The sequence below is a fragment of the Bradyrhizobium sp. WYCCWR15520 genome (assembly GCF_056174665.1).
Window position 1 is genome coordinate 1 of record NZ_JBWBWM010000118.1, and the last position, 3,234, is coordinate 3,234.

Genomic DNA, 3,234 nt, shown 5'->3' on the forward strand with positions numbered 1-3,234 from the left:
ATCCTCAAAAGCAAAATTGCAAGCTTTTGGGCCCCCAAAGCCCGAAAGCTTGCAATCTCAAAACGCCTCTCGCCAGAAAATTCGACTCCCGCTCAATGGCTTGGAAGTTCTTCACGCACGACGAATCATCCCGCCGAACAGCAACGGATGCTCCGCATAGCAGACGAATACGACTGGTTGGCTGAGCAGGCAGCAGAATGGCAGCGTTCGGCCGAAGTACTCAACCAGTCGATGAGACCGGAGAGATGAGTTCACTTGTCAGCTTCCTGTCGACCCTTTGGCCAATCGAAAGAACTAAAGCGCCCGCCGATCCTAGCTGGAGAAGTGACTCGCGATCATGCCCGCGTCGTGGATACCCTCACAGTGATGTTTTTCCTGACCTTCGACTGTGACTTGTTCTTACCCTATCAAAGCGAGCTGTAATAACGAGCGATGGATTCGGTCGTGATCTCTCGTGGTCTGGCGTCAATTGTTGAATCACTCCGTGGCTTAAAATCAAATAGGCTGCAAATCTCCGCATTGATAGTATTGTCGCTATACGCAGAGCAGTCATTGATTTGGGTCAACCGGCGACGCCGGCACCGCATTCGGCGCCGTCAGCTGCGTGCTGATGGTACGGTCCCAGATCGGGCCAGCCCGGCTCTTACCAGTTTGATTTACCGCAAGGCGCCCTCCGCAACGCATTGACATTAACTTGCCAAGCAGAGCGATTGCGGCACGGGGCATTTCAATGTTTCGTCATTTGAAGGAGGCGGCATTGATCGCCCACAGGGAGAGCAAAGTAACAATCGAGGCGCTGCAAACCTGCGAAGACTTTCGATCGACGAGTTTGGTCAAATCTTGGCGGCTTTACCATCCGACAATTGGCCGAATCTCACGAAACTCTTGCCCGGAAAGACGCCAGATTCGGTGCAAAAAGAGTGGACGGGATCATCCGGCGATACACTGCTCCGCCAAAGCAGCAATTTCATGAACTTTTTGACAGCCACTTTTGCGGCGTAAGGGGCAAGTCAATCCACAGAAAAATGTCCTCGATTTCGGCTGCGGTTGGGACGCTTGCTACGCCTGTCAGCTTTTTTCAATGACGCGCAGTTCAATCACAGTTGCGACGCATGGCCCGTTTCGCTTCAGCATAGGGCTCATCGTCCGCAAGCGCCGAGCCCGCGGCGAACCTCGCCCATTACAAACGCTTGCCGGTCAACTACCAACTTTAGCGATTGGTGGAGAAGACGGACACGTGGCACTCGTGATCCAGTTCCAATGATGAAAGTCCTGCCGGGCACGATAGCCCTCATCGCGACGCTGCGGGCTCTGTCGCTGATCTACCTGCGCGGCCCTACACCAAGGCGCCCACGATGGTCATTCGGATCCATGATTGGAGCGGTCCCACCTGGAAGGCTGGTCGAGCGCCTGGCCGTGATCATAAGAGGAACTGATGTCCAGAATTTTGGCTGTCGGGACGGCATTGCCGCCTTTCCGACTTTCGCAGTCTGACGCCAAGGTACTAGCGGGTCGCCTTTTCGGATCTAGAATAAAGACGCTTAAGAGATATCTTACAGTATTCGATCATGCGGTAGTCGATCAGCGTTTCTTTTGTGTCGCGCCCGAATGGTTTCTAAGCGAGCATCGCATAGGTGAGACAAATGAAACATACTTGGAGTGGGCCAAAGAGCTGGCATGCAAAGCAACACTTCTCTGTCTCGACAGAGCCGGCATGAAGCCCGAGCAAGTCGATCGAATTATATTCGTTTCGTCGAGTGGGATCGCTACGCCTAGTCTCGACGTGGATCTGATCTTGAAACTCGGATTGCGAACAGACGTAAGACGGACGCCGGTTTTTGGCCTTGGATGTGCTGGGGGAGCATCGGGAGTTGGTTTGGCAGCAACGATTTGCCGCGCAACGAACGAACGCATTCTACTCGTCGCTGTGGAGCTGAATTCGCTTACATTCCAGCGAAATGATCTCACCCCTAAGAATCTTGTCGCTACAAGCCTTTTTGGGGATGGCGCTGCCGCGATTCTAATTGGCCCAGCTGAAGGCGGCGCAGGCAAATTGGAAATTGTGAAAAGTACGAGTTTGCTTTACCCGGACACAAGTCCTCAAATGGGCTTGCATTTCGGCGACTTCGGATTTGAACTTGTATTCTCAGAGCGCGCTCCGTCGATCATAAGCGAATTGATGCCACTTGCGCTGCCACCGTTGCTAGCGGATGATAGCATTCATCTTAATCAGGTGAAGAGCTTAGTCTTTCATCCGGGCGGGAGAAGGGTATTGGAGGTTTTTGAGCGGAGTCTCGGGAGATCGTCTAAGGACTTCTTTTCCAGCTATGAGACTCTTCGACGTCATGGAAATATGTCCAGCGCAACTGTATTATTCGTTTTAGATCACGTGCTTGAGCATGAGAAGCAGGCGCCAGGATCATACGGAATATTGGCTGCGTTCGGACCAGGGTTCTCGGCCGAACTATCGCTATTGAGATGGGCTGAGGGCGAAGCGGCCGGTCTGTGTTAGCAGGTCGGGAGGGTGAGGCAGCATCGGAGGGGACGATGCGGCCGAAGAAGCACAAGACGACCGGATCGAACGATCTGTTCCGGGCGCGACTGTCGCCTGTTTACGGGAATCGAGCTGCTAATCTTCACGCAGTACCACGTCGTCTGCACCGATAGCGATCCTGATGTGCATTTCGGACAGCAGAAGACAAAGCAGATGCTGAACAAGCTGCGGAAAACATTTGGTCCTGCTGACTGGACAATTACGTCGAGCTTTTTAACGAATTGTTCTTTGTGAGAAATGCGTTTGCGCATTCATTCGTTGAGCTCGAGGACATCCGATATAAAGGTGTCACTCTGAGCAATTGCTTCGGTGAGACCTGCTTGGGCAGGAGCTACAGTTCGGACCAGGAAAGTCGATCATAAATTCACTGATGATGCCCGTTCGTTTGTTCAGCCGCTGGTCGAGGTCTTTAGTCGATTTCAGCTGAGCAAATTGACGACAAAAAACTATTTCGACTCTACAACTCTGTTCTCAAACGACGCAGCCTAACGTAGAGTAGGTGGGCCGAAAAGGCCAATGGCGAAGGTCTTCTCCGACGACAGGAAGTGGGCTGGTCGTCCGTGAAGAATTCCCAAGCCGTTGATTTGGAATCCGGAAACGGCATTTTGCAGTAATTGAATTTGCCGGAAAGCGGGCCTTTGGAGCGGGATTCCTTGCAAACTTGATTTGTGATTCACTCG

The 3,234-nt window shown here is 52.5% G+C and carries 3 protein-coding genes; 2 read left to right on the forward strand and 1 reads right to left on the reverse strand.

Annotated elements, in window-relative coordinates:
- Positions 1-249: hypothetical protein (locus AC0QUY_RS42270; protein ID WP_475391699.1), on the forward strand; the 249-nt coding region annotated here is incomplete at its 5' end.
- Positions 250-1,435: 1,186 nt separating this feature from the next.
- Complete coding sequence (locus AC0QUY_RS42275; protein WP_161851760.1) at positions 1,436-2,512, forward strand: type III polyketide synthase; 1,077 nt, start codon at positions 1,436-1,438, stop codon at positions 2,510-2,512.
- Positions 2,513-3,039: 527 nt separating this feature from the next.
- Here AC0QUY_RS42275 and AC0QUY_RS42280 read toward each other — a convergent pair.
- The coding region (locus tag AC0QUY_RS42280; RefSeq protein ID WP_474417191.1) for a hypothetical protein at positions 3,040-3,234 on the reverse strand (195 nt) is incomplete at its 5' end.

What these genes read in the sequence shown, in the direction of transcription:
- AC0QUY_RS42275 (WP_161851760.1), top strand. Translation starts at nt 1,436, where the DNA reads ATGTCCAGAATTTTGGCTGTCGGGACGGCATTGCCGCCTTTCCGACTT.